Annotated in this window: 19 protein-coding genes; 12 read left to right on the forward strand and 7 right to left on the reverse strand. The window is 41.6% G+C overall.

All coding sequences use genetic code 11. From position 1 onward, the window contains the following. The first annotated feature begins 282 nt into the window (after positions 1-282). Positions 283-2694 carry an ATP-dependent helicase gene (locus ACM0OY_RS04825; RefSeq protein WP_414567890.1) on the forward strand — a complete coding sequence of 804 codons (2412 nt, stop codon included), beginning with the start codon at positions 283-285 and terminating at the stop codon, positions 2692-2694. A gap of 402 nt (positions 2695-3096) precedes the next feature. After that, positions 3097-3828: a class I SAM-dependent methyltransferase gene (locus ACM0OY_RS04830; RefSeq protein ID WP_414567755.1), complete on the forward strand. Its 732-nt coding sequence runs from the start codon at positions 3097-3099 to the stop codon at positions 3826-3828. 457 nt (positions 3829-4285) lie between these two features. On the opposite strand, the gene ACM0OY_RS04835 is transcribed toward ACM0OY_RS04830, so the two are convergent. Continuing rightward, a complete protein-coding gene (locus ACM0OY_RS04835) occupies positions 4286-4915 on the reverse strand; it encodes a beta/gamma crystallin domain-containing protein (protein WP_414567756.1) in 630 nt (209 codons plus the stop codon). 458 nt (positions 4916-5373) lie between these two features. Between ACM0OY_RS04835 and rpmI the strand changes: the two genes are divergently transcribed. The 9 genes from rpmI to ACM0OY_RS04880 all read left to right on the forward strand — a co-directional run bounded on the left by rpmI (position 5374) and on the right by ACM0OY_RS04880 (position 13113). Then, complete coding sequence (rpmI, locus tag ACM0OY_RS04840; RefSeq protein ID WP_096541723.1) at positions 5374-5571, forward strand: 50S ribosomal protein L35; 198 nt, start codon at positions 5374-5376, stop codon at positions 5569-5571. Between the two features lie 19 nt (positions 5572-5590). Further along, positions 5591-5947, forward strand: coding sequence for a 50S ribosomal protein L20 (gene rplT, locus ACM0OY_RS04845; protein ID WP_414567757.1), 357 nt, complete (start codon positions 5591-5593; stop codon positions 5945-5947). Positions 5948-5959: 12 nt separating this feature from the next. Beyond that, positions 5960-6775 carry a transporter substrate-binding domain-containing protein gene (locus ACM0OY_RS04850; RefSeq protein ID WP_414567758.1) on the forward strand — a complete coding sequence of 272 codons (816 nt, stop codon included), beginning with the start codon at positions 5960-5962 and terminating at the stop codon, positions 6773-6775. Between the two features lie 119 nt (positions 6776-6894). Beyond that, positions 6895-7419, forward strand: coding sequence for a tetratricopeptide repeat protein (locus ACM0OY_RS04855; protein ID WP_414567759.1), 525 nt, complete (start codon positions 6895-6897; stop codon positions 7417-7419). 162 nt (positions 7420-7581) lie between these two features. Next, entirely contained in the window at positions 7582-9588 is a 2007-nt protein-coding gene (locus ACM0OY_RS04860; protein WP_414567760.1) for a primary-amine oxidase, read from the forward strand. A 112-nt stretch (positions 9589-9700) separates the two neighbouring features. Then, entirely contained in the window at positions 9701-10270 is a 570-nt protein-coding gene (locus ACM0OY_RS04865; protein ID WP_414567761.1) for a peptidylprolyl isomerase, read from the forward strand. Positions 10271-10664: 394 nt separating this feature from the next. After that, positions 10665-12191, forward strand: a complete 1527-nt coding sequence (gene bchB / locus ACM0OY_RS04870) for a ferredoxin:protochlorophyllide reductase (ATP-dependent) subunit B (RefSeq protein ID WP_414567762.1) — start codon at positions 10665-10667, stop codon at positions 12189-12191. Between the two features lie 175 nt (positions 12192-12366). Next, positions 12367-12738: a hypothetical protein gene (locus tag ACM0OY_RS04875; protein WP_414567763.1), complete on the forward strand. Its 372-nt coding sequence runs from the start codon at positions 12367-12369 to the stop codon at positions 12736-12738. A 15-nt stretch (positions 12739-12753) separates the two neighbouring features. Continuing rightward, positions 12754-13113 (forward strand): hypothetical protein, encoded by a 360-nt coding sequence (locus tag ACM0OY_RS04880; RefSeq protein WP_414567764.1) that lies wholly within the window; start codon positions 12754-12756, stop codon positions 13111-13113. Positions 13114-13131: 18 nt separating this feature from the next. Here the strand turns inward: ACM0OY_RS04880 and ACM0OY_RS04885 are convergent, their stop codons facing one another. Then, the gene (locus ACM0OY_RS04885; RefSeq protein ID WP_414567765.1) at positions 13132-13710 is read right to left on the reverse strand and encodes a Uma2 family endonuclease; all 579 of its coding nucleotides are present in this window, start codon (positions 13708-13710) and stop codon (positions 13132-13134) included. A gap of 10 nt (positions 13711-13720) precedes the next feature. After that, a complete protein-coding gene (locus tag ACM0OY_RS04890; RefSeq protein ID WP_414567766.1) occupies positions 13721-14299 on the reverse strand; it encodes a Uma2 family endonuclease in 579 nt (192 codons plus the stop codon). Positions 14300-14673: 374 nt separating this feature from the next. Between ACM0OY_RS04890 and ACM0OY_RS04895 the strand changes: the two genes are divergently transcribed. Beyond that, positions 14674-15687 carry a DUF6745 domain-containing protein gene (locus ACM0OY_RS04895; RefSeq protein ID WP_414567767.1) on the forward strand — a complete coding sequence of 338 codons (1014 nt, stop codon included), beginning with the start codon at positions 14674-14676 and terminating at the stop codon, positions 15685-15687. 132 nt (positions 15688-15819) lie between these two features. Here the strand turns inward: ACM0OY_RS04895 and ACM0OY_RS04900 are convergent, their stop codons facing one another. From ACM0OY_RS04900 to ACM0OY_RS04915, 4 genes are all read right to left on the reverse strand, one after another. Further along, a complete protein-coding gene (locus ACM0OY_RS04900; protein WP_414567768.1) occupies positions 15820-17172 on the reverse strand; it encodes a pentapeptide repeat-containing protein in 1353 nt (450 codons plus the stop codon). A gap of 230 nt (positions 17173-17402) precedes the next feature. Then, positions 17403-19616, reverse strand: coding sequence for a tetratricopeptide repeat protein (locus ACM0OY_RS04905; RefSeq protein ID WP_414567769.1), 2214 nt, complete (start codon positions 19614-19616; stop codon positions 17403-17405). A gap of 449 nt (positions 19617-20065) precedes the next feature. Further along, on the reverse strand, positions 20066-20236 hold the full coding sequence (gene psb34, locus ACM0OY_RS04910) for a photosystem II assembly protein Psb34 (RefSeq protein ID WP_414567770.1): 171 nt from the start codon (positions 20234-20236) through the stop codon (positions 20066-20068). Positions 20237-20376: 140 nt separating this feature from the next. Then, positions 20377-22449, reverse strand: a complete 2073-nt coding sequence (locus tag ACM0OY_RS04915; RefSeq protein ID WP_414567771.1) for an FAD-dependent oxidoreductase — start codon at positions 22447-22449, stop codon at positions 20377-20379. Positions 22450-22494 lie beyond the last annotated feature (45 nt).

Consider the following 22494-nt stretch of genomic DNA (forward strand, 5'->3'; position numbering starts at 1 on the left):
AAAGGGATGAGGAAGAGAGTTAAAATCAAATGCCAGAAATTACGCAGGTATCAATAAGGTAGTTCATGGCGTGATTTTATTTTATACCCCTTTGCCTCATATCCTGGGGACGCAAAGTTACACACAGGGCACAAGAACCGCTATATTCAGAACAATAACCCCACTGTTACTGTGCCTCAAGAACATCTCGATTCAGAAGTATTGCAGCGATCGCCCGTGTCATCTCTACGGGCAGAAGCCATTGCACGCATCCGCAATAGTCTGCGTCCTGGACAGCAACAAATGGCTGACTGGCAATCTGGCCCTCTAGCGATTTCCGCCGTTCCTGGTGCTGGCAAATCTACCGGGATGGCGGCGGCAGCGGCGATCGCCATCGCACGTCAGTATGAACGTTCTGCCGAGTCGCGTTCCTCCTCCCGCCGTCAGTTGGTGGTTGTCACCTTTACTCGCTCTGCTGCTGCCAATATTAAAGCCAAGATTCGTAAATACTTACGAGATGATTTATCTCTACCTCAAACAGGCTTTTTTGTCTATACCTTGCATGGTTTAGCGTTAAACATTGCCAGCCGCCATCCCGATTTATCAGGGTTACAGTTAGAATACGCCACATTAATTACACCAACCCAAAGTCACCGTTTTATCCGCACAGCCGTAGAGCAATGGATTGGGAATAATCCAGAACGATATTTGCGGTTATTAGAAGGTCATCAATTTGACGGTGAAGAGACAGAAAGGTTACGGCGTCAATCGGTGTTACGGACAGAAGTCTTACCAGAATTAGCTAATACAGTCATTCATGAAGCTAAAAGTTCTGGGATATCGCCAGAAAAGTTGCAACAGTGGAGTCAACAAACCACAGATGAATATGCAATTTTGAATGTAGCAGCGGGACTATACGAGCAATATCAAAACTTAATGCGATCGCGTGACTTCATTGACTACGACGATATGATTTTAGCCGCACTGCGGGTACTAGAAAACGACAGTGCCCGCCGCATCGAGCAAAATCAAGTTTTCGCGGTCTTTGAAGACGAAGCCCAAGATTCTAGCCCCCTTCAAACGCGGTTGTTGGAAATTTTGGCGAGTAATTCGCTAGATGAGGGAGATAGGGAGATGGGGAGATGGGGAGATGGGGAGAGAATTTCACCCTATCACCCCACCACCCCATCACCCCAACCCTCCCACACTCCCCACTCCCCACTTAATTTGGTACGCGTTGGCGACCCCAACCAAGCGATTAACTCCACGTTTACCCCAGCCGATCCGATTTATTTTCGGCAATTTTGCGAAGAGTGCGATCGCATTCAACGATTGGCAACGATGGATCGAGCCGGTCGCAGTACGAGAATTATTATTGAAGCTGCTAACTTTGCTCTCCAATGGATCAATAATCAGTGGTCAGCAACAAATCCTAACCCAGGCGCGATGAATCCAGACGCGATGAATCCAGACGCGATGAATCGCGTCTCTACAAAGTTTCCATTCCTTGATACTGATAACCGACAAGTACCATTTCGCTTACAGACAATTCGTCCTGTTGACGCTGGCGATCCGCAAACGAACGCCAACCCAGCACCAGTAGGGCGAGGGCTGGAATTATACACTCCGCGTGATATTCATCAGACTGTTGAACTGTTATCTCAAAGAGCGATCGAGTTATTTGGGGAAGATCCCACAAAAAATAGTGCAGCGATTTTAGTGCGAGAAAATCGTCAAGGACGATGGCTGGCAGAGGCTCTAGCGCCTGTGTGTAAAGAACATAACATTACACTTTATGATGTGGGAGAACGCGATCGCCGGTCTCATGTGCCCCAAGAAATTTTGTCATTGCTACAATTTTGCGATCGCCCCCACTCTCCTGATTACCTCAAAGCGGCACTAGAAGCATTGGTGCAGCGTCAGCTAATTCCTACTCAAGACCTTAACGTCCTTGCTAGTCTCCCAGAAGAGTTTTTGTATCCCAGCCCCCTAGCAGCACCCCAACCAGAAGCAGTACAAAAAGCCGCACATTTGTGTCGTAGTTTACTCCGCGCTCGCTTGGAACTGCCTTTGTATCAGCTAATTTCTTTCCTCGCCTTGACCTTGAATTACGACCAAGCAGAATTGGCTACAGCGGATAAACTCGCAGAACGGGTAAACCAGCAGATAGCTAGCAATAGCTCAATGAGGTCAATGCTGTCAGCGTTAAGTGAAATCGTCAGTTCTGAACGGTTTGAAGCAGTGGAAACTGAAGATTCAGAAGAACGTTACACCCGTTGCGGTCAGCTGACTATTATTACTATGCACAAAGCCAAAGGACTCGACTGGGATTATGTTTTTATCCCCTTTCTCCACGAAAACTTAATTCCTGGGAGATTTTGGGTTCCTCCTCAAAGCCAGTTCTTAGGTGATTTTACATTATCAGAAGTAGCCCGTGCCCAAATTCGTGCTGCTCTCCACGGCGAATCCACCATACCAGATGTAACACAAGCATGGGAGCTAGCAAAGCAGTTAAAAATATCTGAAGAGTACCGTTTACTCTACGTTGCCATGACACGAGCAAAGCTTTTGTTATGGATGTCTGCGGCGCAGAAAGCACCCTTTACTTGGAGCAAACCGGAAAATTTGCAAGAACAAGCGCCTTGTCCCGTCTTTGGAGCACTAAAGCGCCAATTTCCTGAATGTGTCATCACTTCAGCAATGATAGCCAAATGAATCAATTCAAAATTCAAAATTCAAAATTAAATACAGCCACGCCACTTGCGGATGGGGTTTCCCCAAGTAGAGCAACTCGCGTGGCGAAACAAAATTAAAGCTTCGGCTTCGCTCAACTTTAACAGTGAGCGAAGCCAAACTGTTAAAATATTTTTCAATATTTAATACTTCATCCCTTCTGTGCGTCCGCGCAAGGGACATGGGTAGAGTATTCACCAATTCTAAATTCTGTTAGCGCAACGGGGTGTAACCCATTCTGACTCCTTATTTATCACTAAGGCTAGTACACAAATCTACATATAAATATTAAGTTTTATGTAGTATTTATAACATGAAAATTAATTCTCACTTTCCGTGTATTATTTAGTTTAACTCCGCCTAAACTCTTCAAGGAGAATTGAGATGAAAAGTACTTACAATCCAAGGCAATATTGGGAGCAACGACTAAATAATAACTTTACACTCAAAGGTGTAGGCCATATAGGATTTAGCGAATCTTATAACAATTGGCTTTATCGCAGAAAAGAGCTATGTATAGAATCTTGTTTGAGTGGAATAAATTTACAAGGAAAGAATGTACTCGATATTGGCTGTGGTACGGGTTTTTTCGTGAATTGGTATCTCAAAAAGGGGGCAAATATCACTGGAATAGACATCACTGATGTCAGCATTCAACAACTTAAGCAAAAGTATGAAGGTCAATTCTATACACAAGACATCACAGATTCTAATTTCAGCCTTTTTTATAAAAAGTTTGACATAGTAAATATCTGGGATGTGGTGTACCATATTGTTTCTCCTGACCTTTTTAATCAGGCATTGGACAACATTGCAAAAAGTATAAAAGATGGTGGCTTACTGCTTTTGACCGATTGGTTTGGTGCTTCTTCTGATAAACGAATAAGTAATCATGTTCAAGCGAGATGCCTTGATACCTATAATCAGATTATGCCAAACAAGGGATTTGAATTAGTAGGAATTTATCCTTTGTATTATCACCTGAATAATACTCATGTGAGGATATTAGACAATTATCTCGGAAGGTTGTATTTTGAACTTGATAACCGCAATCAAAAGATACCCAAAAAGAATTTATCGTTAGGATTGTGGCGTTATAATCAAAACAATCATTAGTCTTAGAGGATGTTTTAGAAGTCGTAGCTCATGATACAACTGTACACTTTTTAAACATCCTCTAAGCTCGACTTTATCCATTTTTGGGCAACGCTGAAGCTGAGGCTAAAACTTTGTATGACGGTAGTTTTAGTTTTTTGATTTCACCGAAAATCAGTGACATAGAAAAACTTTTTGCCGTATAAAGAAAACCAAGTTCTTAATTTTGGATAAAGTCGAGCTTAGCAATTCGGATTCAAAACTAGGATGCTTTCTTTCTGAAATATATAGATATTCTACATTTTTATTAAATACCTTGAGAGAGACTTAAAAAATCAAACATGTTAAGGATTAATAAATTCATACCTTGCTCAAAACTAGTTGGAACCTACCAGCTTTGAACAAGGTAAGAGCTAATTGTAGTCGGCTACAAACTGAGCTTTTTTTTGGTTTGTTTTATCAGCCGCTTAACCTTGATTTACTTACCAAGCCAAATAAAGTCAAATGTTCCTGAACCAGTTTGCTTAAACTCAAATCCTGGTGGTTTCGTTTCTTCTTGGTAAGTAAGTTCAGCTTTGTTTTGGTCATTATTCCATTTGATGTACACAGTACCTGTAGATAAAAAGCTGTAGTCAGGTTCTTCTAAACGTAAATAAACTCCAGTTGTCAGCGGTGGAAAATTTGGCTGATTTGTTGGTAGAGATCCGATAATCCGATATTCATCATTCCCGTCAGCTGTACGATATGTAGATTCTCCGACCTGATCTGTCTGACATTTCAAAGATAAACTTTTTCCGCCTCCAGATTGATCGACTAAGCGAAATGCGACTACTGAATTGCTAGTATCAACAACTCTAAATCTAGAGAGACCTCCTATACTAGAAAGATCTGGGTTATCTTTGTCCCACTCTTCATATATTCCACTTGCATTACAATGCTGCCAAGCTAGAACTTTAACTAGTTCTCCAACTTTAACAGACAAAAATTTATCATTAAGTGACCCAGAACTATCAGTACAAGTACTCTGGTCTCCTTGATCCTTTAGATATGGATGAGCATTCCCTTGATAGTTTTTTTCTTCAAAGAAGGTTGCTTCATTATTTGACATGACTTACCTCATTTTGATAGAACTAATTTAATGTCTTGTTAGTCTTTCTGAAAAACATTAAATTCACTACACTCTTCAACTCAAGCATGACTATCCAACGCTCATTACTCATCATTTTACTGAGTAGAGCTTTCATCTCAGTATGCTTCTAAATATGACGTTGGATTCAAATCTGAGTTGAAACTGTTTATTAATGCGAATGCTTTTTTTATTCGCTGAAATTATGATATTGCTACTTGATTGATCGAGCAAAGGTTTTTTCAGTAATTTTACTTTTCTTAATCAAAATTGGATACATTTATCATACTGAATTAAAAAAATCTATAATTGATTTTTTGCAATATTTGACTTTTTTTTGGAAGTTTCAACTTATCTAAATTATGTTAATTGCAAGATAGCGTGTTTAATGGAATTTTATTGGTATATAATGAGGGATTGTGTCGAATTAAAGCTAGACAATGCCTAAACTTAAGACTCGTAAAGCAGCAGCGAAGCGATTCCGTGCCACCGGCAGCGGCAAAATCGTCCGTCGCAAAGCTTTCAAAAACCACCTTTTAGAACACAAAAGTTCCAACAAAAAGCGTAACTTGTCCAAGACTACACTTGTACACGAACGCGATGAAGATAATGTGCGCTTGATGCTCCCATATTTGTAAGTCCTTCAGGAATTAAGTTATGACACGGGTAAAACGCGGTAACGTAGCTCGCAAACGCCGCAATAAAATTCTCAAATTAGCTAAAGGTTTTCGCGGTTCCCACTCAACTTTGTTTAGAACTGCCAACCAACAAGTGATGAAGGCGCTGCGGAGTGCCTACCGCGATCGCAAAAACAAAAAGCGCGATTTTCGCCGCCTCTGGATCACTCGCATCAACGCTGCTGCAAGGCTACACGGCTTGAGTTACAGCCAGTTGATCGGCAACCTGAAAAAAGCTGATGTCCAATTAAATCGCAAGATGTTGGCACAACTAGCAGTACTCGATCCTGCAAGCTTCGGCAAAGTTGCTGAATTAGCCAATCAAGCTAAAGGATAAAGGTGGTAACGGATGAATAACCGATGTAACAGATGGCAAGAAATTACTCGGTTACATCTGGTATTATCCGCTACTATTATTTGGATTTGCTGCTTTTGCTTTGTAGGCAGAGGATTAATCGCATCTGCCGCCGAAATGCCAGAAATACAGCGACGGGGTTATTTAACTGTTGCAGTTAAAGATAACTTGCGTCCTTTGGGATTTAAAGACGATAGCGGCAATTTGCAAGGCTTAGAAATTGACTTGGCACAGCAATTGGCACTGGACTTGTTAGGTAAAAAAGATGCTGTCAAATTTCAACCCGTAGCGAATCGCGATCGCTTGTCTGTAGTTTTAGATAAGAAAGTTGATTTAGCGATCGCTAGGGTAACAGCAACTGCCTCACGGGCCCGTATAGTTAATTTCAGTGTTCCTTACTACTTGGATAGCACTGTATTAATTACAAAAGATGCTTCTGTGCAGCAGTTAAAGGATTTGGCAAAACAAAAAATTGCCGTACTCAATAACTCCAGTACAATTGCCAAAGTACGGTACTATTTGCCAAACGCCGAGTTAGTAGGAGTGAATTCCTACCAAGAAGCGCGAGAGCAAATAGAAAATAATGCCGTTATTGCCTTTGCCGCAGATGCTAGCATTCTGGGCGGTTGGGTGCAACAATATCCAGAATATCGATTACTAACAACCAAGCTATCAACTGAACCGTTGTCTGTGGTGATGCCCAAGGGATTGCAGTACGATGAGTTAAGAAGACGAGTCAATGAAGCGATCGCTCGTTACATAGCAGAAGGTTGGCTCAATCAACGCGTCCAATATTGGGGTTTACCGTAAGTTAGTCATTAGTCATTGGTCATTAGTCATTAGTATTTACAAACGACAAATGACAAAGGACAAAGGACAATTGACAATATAGATACAGAAGCAACTTTTAATATTTGTATTTGCAGGCAATGGATAATAATCTAGCCGTAGTTTATCTCTCAATTTTGGTAGGTCTGCTCACATTTACAGTTGTGGGTGTTTTTCGCCAAATTTTCAAAACTCGCAAGCTTGAAAGCTCTTTTTCTAAGTTACGAAAGAAATTAGAGAAAGAAAACGGTACGACTCAAGAATATTACGAGTTAGGGAGTATTTATTCTGAAAAAAAATTGTATTCCCAGGCGATCGCATTATTTCAAAAAGCTCTGAAAGCTGCTCAAGAAGAGGGAGAAGAAAATACTGCTCCTATTTACAATGGACTAGGCTATGCTTACTTCATTCAAGAGCAATATGACCTAGCAATTCGTCAGTACAAAGAAGCCCTCAAATATAAACCAGACTACGTAACAGCTTTGAATAATCTCGGTCACGCTTATGAGAAGAAAAAATTAACTACTCAAGCATTACAAAGTTACGAAGAAGCACTCAAATTTGCTCCAAATAACTCTATTGCTAAACGCCGCGCTGAATCTTTACGTCGTTTAGTTTCTGCGTAAATTCAGAATTGGGCATTGGGCACGGGGCATGGGGCATTAGTTATTCCCCTCATCTCCCCTACTCCCCAACTAAATTAATTTACCTTTAGCCTCTGAATTTATCGGTTTTCAGGCTTGGGCTTGGAAATAGATAATTATAAGTCTTTTGTCAGAATGTAAAAGATGATTAAGCGGCTAAGGTATTTTTTTTTGCTAGCTATTGCCATCATTGTTGTGATTTCTATCTCATTTGGATTAATGGGAAGATTATCTGCTCAGCAGTCTTCAATTTTCCATCCTCTAAGTGCGTTAACTGAGACAGAAATTAGTACAGCTGTTTCGGTTATCAAAAGAGAAAAAACTTTGAGTGAAATGGCTGTTTTTCCACTTATTACTTTACAAGAACCAGATAAAGAAGAAGTTATAAATTTCACACCTGGTAAAGTTTTCAAGCGGCAAGCTTTTTTGGTAATCTATGAGCGATCGCAAAACAAAACCTTTGAGGGAGTTGTTGATTTAACAACCAAAACCTTAATTTATTGGAAACAGATACCGTCTGTCCAACCTGCACTCGTCAATTCCGAATATGAACTAGCAACCCAGGTAGTTAAAGCCGATCCCCGATGGCAAGCGGCGATGCGAAGGCGGGGAATAAACGATTTTGAGCGAGTCAAAATCAGTTGGTGGGCACCAGGAATTCTCGGCGAACAGGAAGAAAAAACAGGTAATCGTCTTTGTCGGGGGTTATTTTATTATATGGGCGATCGCCTACAGCATGGTGGAAGCCATCGCTGGAATTATTACGGTAGTCCGATTGAAGGGGTGGTAGCAACAGTAAATTTAAACACAGGTAAAATCGCCAGTGTTATTGACAGAGGAAAAGTACCTTTTTCTCAAGAAAATTGGAACTACGATGTTAAATCTTTGGGCAAATTACTGTCGCCACCCAAACCATTAAAAATTTTGCAACCTAATGGTAAAAGTTTCCAAATTAATGATAATCAAATTAGCTGGCAAGGTTGGAATTTCCGCTATTTAATGCATCCTCGTAGTGGTTTGATGCTCTACCAAGTGACACACAAAGATGGAGAAAATGTCCGACCAGTTTTATACCGCGCTAGCCTCTCGGAAATGGTAGTTCCTTATGGCGATCCTGAGCCTACTTGGTCATTTAGAAATGCCTTTGATGTTGGAGAATATAATTTTGGTTTATTAGCAAATAAAATGGAATTAGGTAAGGAAATTCCAGAAAACGGTCTGTTGTTAGATGCGATATTTGCTGATGAACAGGGTGAACCTTACAAAATGCCAGGGGTTATCGGGATCTACGAACGCGATAATGGAATGCTCTGGAAACATTATGAGTATAATACTCAACATAATGATGTCCGTCGCCATCGAGAATTAGTGATGATGATGACGGTGGCAATTGACAACTACGATTACAGCCTCAATTGGATTTTTCGCCAAGATGGAACTTTAGAAGTACAAAACGAATTAACAGGTATTGTATTGGTACAGGGAACGGCTGACGAAAAACAATCCCAAGAAAATTCCTATGGTCAGCTAATTGCCAAAAATATTATAGGAGTAAATCACCAACACTTTTTCAACTATCGTCTAGATTTGGATGTGGATGGTAAAGCTAATTCCATAATGGAAATGAATATTAACGCTTCACCCATGAATGAAAAAAATCCTTTAGGAAATGCGATGGTAGTTACAGAAAACCCATTAGCTAAAGAAACAGTTGCTGTGCGCGATTTGGATATGAAACATAGCCGAAAATGGATGATTGTGAGTGCAGATAAAAAGAATACTCTTGGTGCTGCGCCTGGATATATGCTGATGCCAGAAGCAAATTCCATGTTTTTTCCTGTGGAAGGCTCAAAAATCCGGGAACGTGCAGAATTCGCCACACACCATGTTTGGGTAACAAAATATAAACCTAGTGAACTTTATGCTGGTGGCGATTATCCGAATCAAACTCAACCAGGAGAGGGTTTACCTAAATATATTGCAGATGATGAATCGTTGCTGGGTGAAGATATCGTGTTATGGTACACAATGGGCGTGACTCATATTCCGCGATCGGAAGATTGGCCTGTGATGCCTGTCCATCGAGTTGGATTTAAGCTAGTACCTAGAGGATTCTTTAGCCGCAATCCAGCCATTAATTTACCAGAGTAAAATCTTATTTTTCTTAATTTTTTTTGCTTGAGTTTTTTGGTAATCTGTAAACCTGTAACTTGAATGCTGATAATAGCTCAAATCATTGCAGTTTTCATTCATAGGATAGTTCATGAATTTTCCAGAAATTAATATTCCCGGTAGTGGCAAACTTCACGCTCGTTTAATTACTTCTTTAGGCGAAATTGTAGTTCGTTTAGAGGAAGAGAAAACCCCCAATACTGTCAAAAATTTTGTCGGTCTAGCAACTGGAACAATCGACTGGAAAGATCCTAAAACCAGTCAATCTCTCAAGGGTACTCCTGCCTATGATGGGATTCGCTTTCATCGAGTCATCCCTGATTTTATGATTCAGTGTGGCGATCCCCTAAGTCGTTATCCGGATATGGCCAACCGCTGGGGTACTGGTGGGCCGGGATATAGATTTGAAGATGAGTTTCATCCAGAGTTGAAACACTCTAGTGCGGGTATCCTTTCAATGGCAAATGCAGGGCCTGGTACTAATGGTTCGCAATGGTTTATTACAGAAGTACCAACACCCTATCTTGACGGCAAACACAGTGTTTTTGGTGAAGTTGTCGAAGGTATGGATATAGTCAAGCGCATCGCCAATGTGCCTACAACTAGAGACCGTCCAAATCAAGAGGTAGTGTTAGAAAAAGTAGAAATTTTTCGGCAGTAACTAGCATCTCTCTAAGTTAATTTATCTAAACAGAATATAGGAGAGGAGTCTTCAGCACTCCTCTCTTGTATTTTGAATTCTGGTCTAAATTGTCTCCATTTATTGATGATTGTTAACACACGATCCAGAATTGAAAACAAATTTGCCGAAAAATTAAGATTTATTTTAAAAAAGCAACAGAAATGTTGTTAAAGTCAGAAGCTAGATTCCAATCAGGAACAAGGTTTGGGCGATGCTTATGCCTACTGACTCCAGATAAAACCCTTACAAGTCTTCACTTCATCAGAGATACAAGTTTTGCGACAATCAAAAACGATTGAATAAATAATCATGCACTTATAGTCCAAATATTATCGGACTCCGTGTTGTTTTAGTTGAAAAGGGAGAAGGACTAATGAAATTGGCTTACTGGATGTATGCAGGCCCAGCCCATATCGGCACTCTCCGAATCGCTAGTTCTTTCAAGAACGTTCATGCAATCATGCACGCCCCATTAGGCGATGACTACTTCAACGTCATGCGCTCAATGCTATCGCGGGAGAGGAATTTCACTCCGGTGACAACTAGTGTCGTAGATCGCAATGTTTTGGCACGCGGTTCTCAGGAAAAGGTGGTAGATAACATCACCCGCAAAGATGCCGAGGAACACCCAGATTTAATTGTGTTAACTCCCACCTGCACTTCTAGCATTTTGCAAGAAGATCTGCACAACTTTGTGGAACGGGCGCAGCTGGAAGCGAAAGGGGACGTAATGCTGGCGGATGTGAACCATTACCGCTACAACGAACTGCAAGCAGCCGATCGCACTCTCGATCAAATTGTCCAATACTACATTGAAAAAGCCCGGAAGCGGGGCGAATTAGCAGAAGGCAAAACCGAAAAGCCCTCAGTTAACATTATTGGTACTACCACTCTCGGTTTCCACAATAATCACGACTGCACCGAACTCAAACGGCTGATGGCTGGCTTGGGGATTGAGGTAAATACCTTAATTCCCGAAGGTGCTTCAGTGAACGACTTGAAGAAGATGCCCAAAGCCTGGTTTAACCTGGTGCCTTACCGTGAACTCGGTTTGACTACAGCTCGTTACCTGGAAGAACAATTCGGCACACCTTATATAGACATTACTCCAATGGGTGTAGTGGAAACTGCTCGGTGTATCCGTAAAATTCAACAGGTAATTAACGCCCAAGGTGCAGAAGTTGACTACGAAGACTTCATCAATGAGCAAACTCTGTATGTATCACAGGCTGCTTGGTTCTCCCGTTCTATTGACTGTCAGAATTTGACTGGCAAAAAAGCAGTGGTGTTTGGCGACAACACCCACGCCGCCGCCATCACCAAAATTTTGTCACGGGAAATGGGGATTCACGTAGTTTGGGCTGGAACTTACTGCAAATATGATGCAGACTGGTTCCGCGAACAGGTGAGCGAATATTGCGATGAAGTGCTGATTACAGACGATCATGGCGCAATTGGGGATGCGATCGCTCGCGTCGAACCCTCTGCTATTTTCGGCACCCAAATGGAACGCCACGTTGGTAAGCGCTTGGATATACCTTGCGGTGTGATTGCTGCACCGATCCACGTCCAAAACTTCCCCATTGGTTACAAACCATTTATGGGTTACGAAGGTACAAATCAGATTACAGATTTGATCTACAATTCCTTCACTTTAGGAATGGAAGATCATCTTTTAGAAATCTTCGGAGGTCATGATACAAAAGAAGTAATTACTAAAGGAATTTCTGCTGATTCTGACCTTAGCTGGACAAAAGATGGTCAAGCAGAATTGAACAAAATTCCGGGATTTGTGCGCGGTAAAGTGAAGCGTAATACTGAAAAATTTGCCCGCGATCGGGGTTTCAAAGAAATTAATGCTGAGGTGTTGTACGCTGCGAAGGAAGCTGTCGGGGCCTAGTTTAGTGGTTCATCGATAAGATTGAGGGGTAAGGAGTTATGTATACTCTTTGCCCCTATTTTTTTTGTTTAATTATTAATATAGAGTGACACTACTTAAATTATCAGTTATTATATATTTCATATGATTTTTTATATATTTATTTTCACAATTATTTAAAATAACTAAATTAAATATGAACGATGACAAAGCGGCATTATTAGCGGCACTGTCTCAGGCTGGGATTAAGCACAGTCCAGAAAAAATTGTGCGGATTGCTAAGCAAGGCGATGGTAAAATTCTATTTTTAGAAGAGGGAAATACTGAAGCAGGACTCCAGCATATACTGGAACAACATTCTTTGGAGTTCCTAAATCAGGGTATTGAACCAGAGCAGATACCAGATGCGATAATTGCAGCTGTTACTCAAGGTAGAGTGACTGGTTATCAAGGAAGACGGAAAACTCGTACCATTTATGAAGTTACCTTCAATGGCAAAACCCAGTATATTTCTGTGACTGTAAGCGATAATTATATAGTTGGTGCTAACCCCAGAACTTCCCCATAACTCGGTAGAGAGACTATGGCAGCAAAAATCAAACTCATGGCTGATTATGGATGCTACCCATTATGGTGGGCGACTTCTGATCGAGCTGGTGATATTGATCCAGAAACACTGCCATTAAATCAAGAAACTATTAGCCGTTTGGAAAAATGGGCAGAAGTTTACGATGCAAAATTGAACTGGGAAAATCCTGGAGATTCCCTGGGTTTTTCCAGTCTAGAAGCTGAAGCGGCTTTTGAGGATGAAGGGATTAGTCTATGGAAACAACTACAAAAAGAACTTGTGCTTGACTACCAAGTAATCTATTTTAGTAATAGATTACGTAAAGTTGTTACTCATCCTAGCGAATTAGAAGTTTTACGTGCTATTCAGCAATGATTTTTGCTAACAGAATATTTATCTCCAGACGATTGAAAAATTTAAAATAAATCCTGGTAAAACATCTTCTCCTGATAATTGTTGAGGAGATGTTAATATTTCCACTGGTTGACCAAGACGATAGATTTCTACTTGCTCCATTTTGGGATTAATTAACCAACCTAATTTGACTCCGTTATCAATATATTCCTGCATTTTCTCTTGGGTTTCTCGCAAAGTATCGCTGGGTGACATTAACTCTAAAACAAAATCTGGGGCAATTGGAGGGAATTTTTCTTTTTGTTCGGGTGTGAGTGCATCCCATCGTTCTTTTATAATCCAAGCGACATCAGGAGAACGGTTAGCACCATTGGGCAGTTTAAAGCAGGTGGAAGAATCAAAGCAAATTCCTAATTGAGTTTGGCGATTCCAAATCACAAAATCTGCACCAATTTCAATATTACGATTTCCAGTTTCTCCACCTGTGGGTGACATGATGAGTAGTTCTCCGGCTGCGTTGCGTTCAAATTTAATTTCCGGGTTTTCCCGACAGAGTTGATAAAATTGGTTGTCGGTGAGTTCGATAATGGGGTTTAAGTTAATGGCGATCGCTGTCATAATTAAATATCTATCTCCAGATGATTGATAAGTTTAAAATAAATCCTGGTAAAACATCTTCTCCTGATAATTGTTGTGGGGATATTAATATTTCCACTAGTTGGCCAAGACGATAAATTTCTACTTGGCGCATTTTGGGATTAATTAACCAACCTAATTTGACTCCGTTATCAATATATTCCTGCATTTTCTCTTGGGTTTCTCGCAAAGTATCGCTGGGTGACATTAACTCTAAAACAAAATCTGGGGCAATTGGAGGGAATTTTTCTTTTTGTTCGGGTGTGAGTGCATCCCATCGTTCTTTTATAATCCAAGCGACATCAGGAGAACGGTTAGCACCATTGGGCAGTTTAAAGCAGGTGGAAGAATCAAAGCAAATTCCTAATTGAGTTTGGCGATTCCAAATTCCGAACTCAACAGAAATTTCAAAATTACGATTTCCAGTTTCTCCGCCTGTGGGTGGCATGATTAAGAGTTCTCCGGCTGCGTTGCGTTCAAATTTGATTTCAGGATTTTCCCGACACAGTTGATAAAATTGGTTGTCGGTGAGTTGGATGATGGAGTTTAATTTAATGGCGATCACTGTCATAGTAACTAGATTGGGGATGAGATTAAATTTAGCTAAATAGTCAGCAAAATAAAAAGTCAAAACTCAAAATAAATAACACTGAGATTAGCAATATACACCAGAATCAAGAGTAAATTTTTACTATCTTCTACATTTTCTATCATTGAACAGTATTAAATTATCAATCGGTTATTATTCAATTGAACTTATTTAATATAGTTTGAGCTATTTTTCTGTTATATTCTTTTGGATCGTTTTCAGCAATTTATTGAATTTTCCCAAGTGCAATTTGTTCTTTCAGAGGATTTATCATGAAGTTGCAATTTTTGAAATTCAACTAACCAAGTCAAATAACCTGCTTTAATACAAGATAGCCACTATTTCACATACCTGCTATGTCCGCCGACTATCTGACACCAGAACAAGGTGCATTCATATCCCGATGTCGAGAAAAATGGCAACACATTGGGCTATCGACTGAACACATTAACCAACAAAACGCTACAGATGCAGTTCGAGCAATATATACTGCACTCGAACTCACCGAACCTGAAATAATTATCGTTGATAGCCCTAACGCAGCGTTTGAGTACATCTGGAATTTCCTCAAAATCGGTTCTCAGACAATGCTGGGTGATGCAATAGATAGTTCCTACTGGAGGAGAATTTACAGTAATTTGCAATCCGATTTGCTTGTACGAGTACCTATTGATTTACAAAAAAATTTACATTCTTTGTTTGACAATCATTTGGCAAAAGAGTATGCCAAATTCTTGCAAGAACAGCTAGAAATACAGTGGGGAGATGTTTTGGAGGAACATTTTGGTAAACGCGTAGGCGTAGCCAGCCGTAGGCATCGCAATTTAATTAAAAATATATTCTCTTCCTGTCGCAAACCAGAAACTTTAATTGCAGGATGTAGTTATTTTGACTTTTGTATTCATAGTTTTAACTACCACCAATTTCAAAATAAACTATTAGTTTTAGAAGAATTTGTTCAAAATTGTGGATGGACTTTCTTCTTTCAAAATATCGCTATTATCTGCAACCATTCCACCACAATCAGTATTGATAGCAACAACCATCTCCACGCTGAAGATACACCTGCCATAGCCTTTGCAGATGGATATAGCCTGTATGCAGACCACGGAAAAATCAAGCTGGAACGCACGCGTAAACTCGACGGTATGGGCTGGGTACGCTTGTTAGAAAAAATGAACACAGTCGAAATTGACTCTTGGGAAGAATACAAATTATTACGTATCGTTAGAAAGCGAGTTAATGTCCAGCCTATGCAGTTCCTCAAGGCAACAAATCCCAACACAGGAGAAGTGCGGGTTTCTTGGGTGCCTCTGCGGTTCGCATCTGCTATTGAGGCGGCACGGTGGGTGAACCAACGCAAAACGTAGACATCGCTTGCAGAAGTTTGGGATAATCTAGAGGATATTCAGTCTTTTCTTACTTTTCTTACTCAGAAGTTTAAATATTTTGGCTCCGCCAAGGAGCGCCTGCGGCTTTGCTTGTGAATTGTTTGCTGATAACTATCGTCCTAACTTGTTAGGAATACCTTCACAACCACCAGGAATAGTACCTCTAGTTTTTTCGCCACCCCAAGCACAACAGTAGTAACGTGCAGACTCAGACATTCTTTGCACGTCAGTGAAATCGGCTTTTTCCACTACAGCGCCAGTTTGTTCACCGATTTGATAATCTGGTGGTTCGGTGCGACTGCGGGGTGATGCTTTTTCTACTACACCGTAGAATAGGCGAACTCCATTGAGGTCAGCACCAGTGAGATTGGCATCATATAAAATTGTGCGGGAGAGGTTGGCTTTTACTAAGTCACACCCCATGAGATTAGCACGGACAAGATTAGCTTCGCTGAGGTCAGTCCAACGCAAATCGGTACCGGAAAGGTCGGCTGCTGCCAGCATTACGCCTAAATCGATGACGCGCACACCTTCAAGGCGGTCTTCGGCGTAACCACCCACACCATCGAGAATGGGTCTGCCTAATCGACTGTCCCGTTTTAGGGGTGATAGCAGTTTGGAACGTGAGAGAAAGCGGAGAATTTTGGCTTTCCCACTGCCATCGACACTACTTAAAATTGCCGCAGTGCGTCCTTCAGCGATCGCTCTTTCTTGAGGCCAATCTTCTAATAATCCTTCTTCATCTAATACTAAATCTGAAACGCCTTGGAAATAGGAATCAATTGTTTGCTGCTGGGTGATAATATTTTGCTGAACCGTTAGCAGATTTTGTTGAATTGTCAAGTCTTTGGAAATCACGTATTGTCGCCAAGCTACGTAAACGGCGATGATAGCAATGAGAATTTGCCCTAAAGCGCCAAACCATTCGGCTAGGCTACCAGCAGTTTCCCAGTTAATTTGGCGTCCTAAAAGCAGCAAGCGATCGCCAACACCTGTAAACCGGATCAAGCCGATAATGGCGATGATTAACCCCAAAAAGCCAACAAACAGCGTCCGTTCTATCGGCGAAAACCACTCGTCAAAAACTTCTAGAAACCAAGGCAATAATATTGCTAGGGATAGCAGCAAAGTTACTAGAGTTCCCACCAAGCCGACGATCCAGTTATTCAGGATAACTCCCACCAGAGTGGTGGCGATCGCTACAAAAATCAGCAGCAATGCTCTGGGCTTGACTGTGAATTGCTTGCTAATGGTTTGTCTGAAGCCAGAACGAGCTTGTTTGAGAGCCGTTGTATTTTGGGAAGATTGCAAAGATGAAATAGCTGCTAGTGCTTGTTGTGTCGCTAGTGCTTCTGAGGAGAGATGATTCTCAGTTGCACCACCATCAAAGTCATCTGGCTGCAAGTCGTGTTCTGGGATAGGTTCTGGGGTTGGTAGATTTGAGGAATTCGATTCAATCGTCATGTCTTCTATTTTGCCCCAGCAGATTCAGTTCAACATCTGTTCTATCAGAAATTGTCCGCAGTTATAGTTAGCGATGTCAAGTTTCCATTCGGTTGCAGAGTTGAATGGCGATCGCTCTATTGCTCATTTTATCAGTATCTGAAGACATAAACTGATTCTAAAAAACCGACACTAAGAGACTTTCAAGCTTATTTCTTGCCTATTGCCTATTGCCTATTCCCTGTTCCGTACTATAGCTTTGACAAAATTTCTGGCAACAATTGACTCGGAACTTTCGATAAAGCCAGATTTTGACCTTGTATCCCTAATTCATTATGAAAAACCCGAATAGTTTTTACTATGTAAGTGAAAGTTGTTTGATAAGCTTCTGGTTGTTTACTCAATCCATTTAGAGCTTGTAAATGATGATCTAATGCTATTTCTAGATGTTGAGAACGTGTTGCCTTGTCGCCATTAAAAGACTTATCTGTTACTAGTTGATAATGTGCCAGTCCCAGGTTATTATGAGAGGCAAGCAAATCAAAACTTAAAGGATTGCCGCTAAGTGAATGAGCTAAAGCTATAGCTTCTTCATAAGCACTAATGCATAGTTGTAGATATTTTTGCCGTGCTTCTTTAGTTGTTTGGGATAAATTTGCTAAATGCCAATAGGCAGTACCCAAATTATTTTGCGTTGCGGCGCAGGCGCTAGGAACATTAGCTGGGGTACGATATTTCAGAGCTTCGTTATAGACATCAATAGCTAGTTGTAAATTTTCGGCAGGTTGTTCGTATTGTGCGAGGTTCCAATAGGCAGTACCAATGTTGTTTTGAATCATCCCATACTTGAGCGGTTCCTCTTGGGGGTTGTAGTGTACAAGTGCTTGTTTGTAAGCTGCGATCGCTTGCTTTAAATGTACAATCGGTTGATTATATTGCCCTAAATGCCAGTAAGCAGTACCCAAGTTATTCTGGCAAGCAGCATACTTTAATGAATCCATATCCGCTGTGCGGTAATTCAGCGCTTCACTGTAAGCTAAAACTGCTTGTTGCCAATTCTCAGACGGGTGAGAAAAACGGGCTAAATCACCGTAAGCTGTCCCTAAATTATTTTGCACGCGGGCGTAAGTTTCTGGATGTGTCTGTGATGACATTGTATTTAACGCCAACTGATAAAATTCTATTGCTTGTTCTATATAACTTTGTCCCTCTTCAGAATTAGGTGGTGTGCGGGATAGCATCCAATAAAGTGTTCCCAAGTCATTCAAAATATCTGGGATTTGTGGTGAAGTTTCGTCATAGCTAATTGCTTGTTGATAGGCGAGAATTGCCACCATCAAATTTTCTAAAGTTGACTCTCCTTGTTCAATTCGGAGACGGTATAAGTTGCCCAAGCGATGATAAGCTTCTGCCAGTACTTCCCCAGGAACTTGCTGTAAATGTAATTCTTCAATGTCCAACAAAATCTGCTGTGGTTGCCAGTAATCTTCTGTATCTTGAATAATCTTAGTATTGATTGATGCTAGTACTAATTCCGTTAATTCACTGCTAATATGGGATAAAGAAGACAGCAATTGCTGATCGTTTACACTGCCAGATCTAATAGTAGATTCCTGCTGTTGTGGCACAGTCTTCGATAAATCTATGATTGATGCCGCAGCTTTCTGGGTTTTATCTACCCTATTTTCTTGTGTCTGTGCTGGAAAATCAGAATTATTCTCAAATTTTAATTCGCTAACTGTTGTTTTGAGTTCTGCTTGGCTAACAGATTCATCTAAAATAGAATGCTCAAGATTCCCGACATCCAAACTTCTAGAATTAGAAAAACGTTCTGGATAGCCTGAATTTTGAGTTGCTGGTGTCGGTTCTCCAGCAAACACAAATACGCCAGTACGGCAACGCCAAAACTGTGGTGCTGATTGTTGGATAGCAGAGAGCCAAGGACGCGGTATCCACAACAGCAAGTTAGATTCTAAAAATCGACTGGATTCTTGGGTAGAGAAATATTGCTCACTTAACCGGAGATAATGCAAAAATAAACGCTGTGTTGCTACCGGTTGCTTGGTTAGCTGCTCCACACCTACAATCTGAAATGCTGGTATTGGAGAAGGTCTTCCTGGAGTATCTTTTGATGCTCCAACAATTGGCGGCGGATAATTAGCCAACCATTGATTGATTTGAGCTACGGGATTGGGATCGTTTAAATTTAAACGTAACGTGACTAATCGCGGATAAGCTGGAGTGCTATTTTCTTGGGTATTTGATGGCTGATATAGCACTTGTCCCACAGGATAAGCCAATGTAGAATGCAAACGGGCTGCTACTTGGTTTCTCAAGTGTAAATCATCACATACTGCCAAAAAAACTTGTCGCCGTAAACCAAGACTTAAGGCAAGTTTTAAACGCTGGTAGACTTGCCGATTCCAAGTAGAATTGTCGTTGTGTGCAGTATCATTCACGCTCATGGCGGCTAAAGAGCCAAAACACAGTACATATCACCTTTATGGGTGCATCGAAGTCAGCTAAAAATTTGATTATGAAAATAATTTTGAAGTAGATGTTGTGCTGCTAAGGATAATAGCAATTTTGGACTTCGGCTTACCTCGACACTTCGACTTCCTTCTCTACGAGAGGCTGCGCCAACGGCTCCGCTCAGTACAAGTCAGTGCATAGCTTCACTCGGTACAAGTCGCTCAGTCGAAGGATTTTGGATTAAAAATCCTAATTAGAAAGCTGTTCGGTGGAACTCCAAACAAGACTATTTATCCCAGTTTTGTAGAATAATTAAGTATGTAATTATACTTAATTACTACCCTAATTTTAACAAAAAATAAAAAAGCAGGTTCCTCCTGAAATCGGAACCTGAAAAACTACAAAAATGAACTTTTATTAAAATGTTTTACACTCAACCGTTTTAGGAAACTAAGAAAGCGACTGAAATTAAGCCACCAACCAAAGCTGTAGCGGCGATTCCTAGTATGATATAGGTTCGCTTTTGCCCGTCTGTAGGGGGTTGTGCTTGATAGACCTTTGGTTCCTTAGCAAAATTGTTCAGGCGACCGCCTTCTTCGGTTGTATAAGGCATGAATTAATTCCTTTATCTTTATTCTTCATTTAATGTTACATAAATGTGTAGATCGGCTCTGAAATTGGTAGACAAATCGTTACATTGGGGAGTGGGGCATGGGGAGAAATAACCAATGCCAATGCCCAATGCCCAATTCCCTAACTAGTAATCGTCCCAGTTAGGGGCGAACTAGCACTGGCGTAGTCTTTAATGGGCATTCTGCCAGCAAGGTACGCTAAACGACCGGCAACTGTGGCTAAATTCATGGCACGAGCCATTGCTGCGGGGTTTTGAGAAAGGGCGATCGCACTATTAATCAACAAAGCGTCTGCTCCCAATTCCATTGCCTGGGCGGCTTCTGAGGGTGAACCAATCCCAGCATCTACCACCACTGGTATACCTGCATTTTCGATGATAATTTGGATATTGGCGGTTGTTTTCAGCCCTTGTCCAGAACCAATGGGCGACGCTAAAGGCATCACCGTAGCACAGCCTACATCTTCTAATCGCTTGGCTAACATGGGGTCAGCGTTGATATAGGGCAATACTGCAAAACCTTCTTTAACTAGTTGTTCTGCTGCTTCCAATGTCCCAATAGGGTCTGGGAGTAAATACTTAGGATCGGGTATTACTTCTAACTTTATAAAATTATTGTCTTCCTGTCCCAACAATTTCGCCATTTCTCGCCCCAAACGTGCCACCCGAATCGCTTCTTCAGCAGTTTGACAACCTGCGGTATTGGGCAACATCCAGATTTTTGTCCAATCCAAAGCTTCTGCTAAACCTTCGTGTCCAGGGGCTTTGGTTTGTACTCGCCGCACTGCTACAGTCACAATTTCGCAATCACTGGCGGCGATGCTTTGCTGCATTTCTTCAATGCTGCGATACTTACCAGTTCCTGTCATCAAGCGGGATTGAAAGGTTTTGCCCGCAATAATCAGTGGCGAATTTGTAGAGACGCGATTCATGGCGTCTGCGGTACGGTGTCCGTTGGAAAAATTGGCGGAGTGAGTCAGCATTGGGGTGTGGGTAGATGGCTTCGACTGGAAGCGCGAATAATGGAAATCAGCAAGTAGGGGGTCAGATTTTTGTTCTAAGATGAAATCGGCTATCAATGCTGCTGTTATAGGCGCAAGTAAAATCCCGTTACGGTAATGACCAGTGGCAAGGGTTAAATTTTGACAATGGCTGGTGCCCAGAATGGGTAACTCATCAGGAGTGCCTGGGCGAAATCCCCACCAAAATTGGAGTATGGGATAATGCTTTAATTGCGGATAAAGCCGGATGGCAGATTGCAGTAATGTTTGAATGCCGTCTGGGGTGTTGTGGGGTGTAAAACCAACATCTTCATTTGTTGCCCCAATAATCAAGGAGCGATCGCGTCTCGGTACAATGTAAAGATTTTGCCCAAATAAAATCCGCTTCAAAGGCAATTCCGGTACAATCTCCGGTACTCTCACGCTCAGCATTTGTCCTTTTCGGGGACGCACTGGTAGCGGTAACAACTCATTCGACCAAGCACCGGAGGCTAAAACATAGTGGGCGGCGCGAATTACCCCGGCATTGGTTTGCACGCCAACAACTTGTCCCTGTTGCTGTAAAAGTCCTTCTACTGTAATGCCGTCTTTGAGTTCAACACCAATAGACTCGGCCGCTGTCCGCAGTACATGAGCTAGGGCTTTATTATCAACTTGTCCATCTTCAGGATACCACCAGCCACCAGTTACCTCTGCTCCCAATCCTGGCTGATATTGATGGATTGCTTCTTTTTCTAACCAGTAAGCGGGAGAAGAAGACGCGGAGACTGGGAGACGCGGTGACGCAAAGAAAGAAGATGGAGTGGAGACTAGATCAGGCACTGAGGCGTTGAGTAATCTCTCCCTGTCCCCGCGTCCCCGCGTCCCCGCCTCCCCGCGTCCCCGCGTCCCCGCGTCCTCTTCAAGAACGGGTGCCAGAATACCACAAGGCCAATAATTGGTATTTAAGCCGGTCAATTCTTCTAGTTTACGCGTCCAGTCGGCATATAAAGCACGCGATCGCCAACACAAGGAACGCATTGCGCCATCCGGGATTTTTTCGGCATCTGGGGCCAACATCCCGGCGGCGGCGTGGGTAGCAGCAGCCTGGAAATCACGACAAAGCACGGTGACATTTGTCCCGCGCAGTTTAAGTTCAATGGCGATCGCTAAACCAATAACACCGCCACCAATAATTACAATTTCACTAGTCATTAGTCATTTAGTCATTGCTCATTAGCGATCGATCATTAGTGCATG

Source organism: Nostoc sp. CCY 9925 (genome assembly GCF_963920935.1).
In the GTDB taxonomy this organism is placed as follows: Bacteria; Cyanobacteriota; Cyanobacteriia; order Cyanobacteriales; family Nostocaceae; genus Nostoc.

What these genes read in the sequence shown, in the direction of transcription:
- ACM0OY_RS04865 (WP_414567761.1), top strand. Translation starts at nt 9,701, where the DNA reads ATGAATTTTCCAGAAATTAATATTCCCGGTAGTGGCAAACTTCACGCT.
- ACM0OY_RS04895 (WP_414567767.1), top strand. Translation starts at nt 14,674, where the DNA reads ATGTCCGCCGACTATCTGACACCAGAACAAGGTGCATTCATATCCCGA.
- rplT (WP_414567757.1), top strand. Translation starts at nt 5,591, where the DNA reads ATGACACGGGTAAAACGCGGTAACGTAGCTCGCAAACGCCGCAATAAA.
- psb34 (WP_414567770.1), bottom strand. Translation starts at nt 20,236, where the DNA reads ATGCCTTATACAACCGAAGAAGGCGGTCGCCTGAACAATTTTGCTAAG.
- ACM0OY_RS04835 (WP_414567756.1), bottom strand. Translation starts at nt 4,915, where the DNA reads ATGTCAAATAATGAAGCAACCTTCTTTGAAGAAAAAAACTATCAAGGG.
- ACM0OY_RS04890 (WP_414567766.1), bottom strand. Translation starts at nt 14,299, where the DNA reads ATGACAGTGATCGCCATTAAATTAAACTCCATCATCCAACTCACCGAC.
- ACM0OY_RS04855 (WP_414567759.1), top strand. Translation starts at nt 6,895, where the DNA reads ATGGATAATAATCTAGCCGTAGTTTATCTCTCAATTTTGGTAGGTCTG.
- ACM0OY_RS04860 (WP_414567760.1), top strand. Translation starts at nt 7,582, where the DNA reads ATGATTAAGCGGCTAAGGTATTTTTTTTTGCTAGCTATTGCCATCATT.
- bchB (WP_414567762.1), top strand. Translation starts at nt 10,665, where the DNA reads ATGAAATTGGCTTACTGGATGTATGCAGGCCCAGCCCATATCGGCACT.
- ACM0OY_RS04880 (WP_414567764.1), top strand. Translation starts at nt 12,754, where the DNA reads ATGGCAGCAAAAATCAAACTCATGGCTGATTATGGATGCTACCCATTA.
- ACM0OY_RS04850 (WP_414567758.1), top strand. Translation starts at nt 5,960, where the DNA reads ATGAATAACCGATGTAACAGATGGCAAGAAATTACTCGGTTACATCTG.
- ACM0OY_RS04900 (WP_414567768.1), bottom strand. Translation starts at nt 17,172, where the DNA reads ATGACGATTGAATCGAATTCCTCAAATCTACCAACCCCAGAACCTATC.
- ACM0OY_RS04905 (WP_414567769.1), bottom strand. Translation starts at nt 19,616, where the DNA reads ATGAGCGTGAATGATACTGCACACAACGACAATTCTACTTGGAATCGG.
- ACM0OY_RS04875 (WP_414567763.1), top strand. Translation starts at nt 12,367, where the DNA reads ATGAACGATGACAAAGCGGCATTATTAGCGGCACTGTCTCAGGCTGGG.
- ACM0OY_RS04885 (WP_414567765.1), bottom strand. Translation starts at nt 13,710, where the DNA reads ATGACAGCGATCGCCATTAACTTAAACCCCATTATCGAACTCACCGAC.
- ACM0OY_RS04825 (WP_414567890.1), top strand. Translation starts at nt 283, where the DNA reads ATGGCTGACTGGCAATCTGGCCCTCTAGCGATTTCCGCCGTTCCTGGT.
- ACM0OY_RS04915 (WP_414567771.1), bottom strand. Translation starts at nt 22,449, where the DNA reads ATGACTAGTGAAATTGTAATTATTGGTGGCGGTGTTATTGGTTTAGCG.
- rpmI (WP_096541723.1), top strand. Translation starts at nt 5,374, where the DNA reads ATGCCTAAACTTAAGACTCGTAAAGCAGCAGCGAAGCGATTCCGTGCC.
- ACM0OY_RS04830 (WP_414567755.1), top strand. Translation starts at nt 3,097, where the DNA reads ATGAAAAGTACTTACAATCCAAGGCAATATTGGGAGCAACGACTAAAT.